Origin of the sequence: Marivita cryptomonadis (genome assembly GCF_002115725.1) — a bacterium.
Classification (GTDB): domain Bacteria; phylum Pseudomonadota; class Alphaproteobacteria; order Rhodobacterales; family Rhodobacteraceae; genus Marivita; species Marivita cryptomonadis.
In genome coordinates this window covers 1-815 of record NZ_JFKD01000100.1, presented here as the reverse complement: position 1 = coordinate 815, position 815 = coordinate 1, and the positions used below count along the sequence as shown (strand labels likewise).

At 51.7% G+C, this 815-nt stretch carries 1 pseudogene; it reads left to right on the top strand.

The window, feature by feature from the left end:
- Positions 1-250 precede the first annotated feature (250 nt).
- Positions 251-759, top strand: a pseudogene (locus MCRY_RS22485) (IS66 family transposase); the annotation flags it as partial.
- Positions 760-815 lie beyond the last annotated feature (56 nt).

The following is an 815-nucleotide window of genomic DNA, read 5'->3' as shown; positions in this document are numbered from 1 at the left end:
CTAATGTTGTTTTCCATATAGTCGACCACTCCTTCAGATAAGCGATCCACCTGGTCCAGCAGCCACAGTTAGGGGCTTTGTAGACGGCAATTGATTACGCTGCCTGTAACAATGAGGCTGCATTTAGCGTTGCAACGAGTGCAATGACTTGAACGGTCTTTTTGAATGAATTCATGGCTGATGCTACTTAACGAAGAGAAAGAGAGGAGGAGTTAGCGTGCATAGCCTCACCGACGGTGGCCAGATGGCCGTGACTGGGGTTCAGTTCCAGCCGCTGGTTGATGCGCTGCGCGACGTGGTTCTCGGGCAGCAGATTATTCAAGCCGATGAGACACCTGTGCAAATGCTCATGCCGGGAACTAAGAAAACCCACAGTTCTTATATTTGGTCCTATGCCACCAGCCAGTTCTCGGACGCGGCAGCGGTGGTTCACGACTTCAGCCCTAGCCGCGCCGGAGAACACGCTCGCAACTTCCTGAATGACTGGAAGGACAAGCTGGTCTGCGATGATTGTGTCGGTTACAAAGCCAGCTTCGAACTAGACGTGACCGAGATCGGGTGAATGGCTCATGCGCAACGTAATTTCTTTGAGCTGCACGCTAAGAATAAAAGCACGCTTGCGGAGCAAGCTCTGCGTTATATCCAGTTGTTGTACGAAATTGAAAGCGAAGTCGCGATCTGGGGCCGGATTTACGACTCCGAATACGGCAAGAAAAAGCTGTACGGGTGATGAATATGCTGCACGCCAGGTTGATTGCCTAGCGTGACCTCGTGCCTGAAGTCTCAGCCATCAGCAGAGCACTCGATTACAGTCT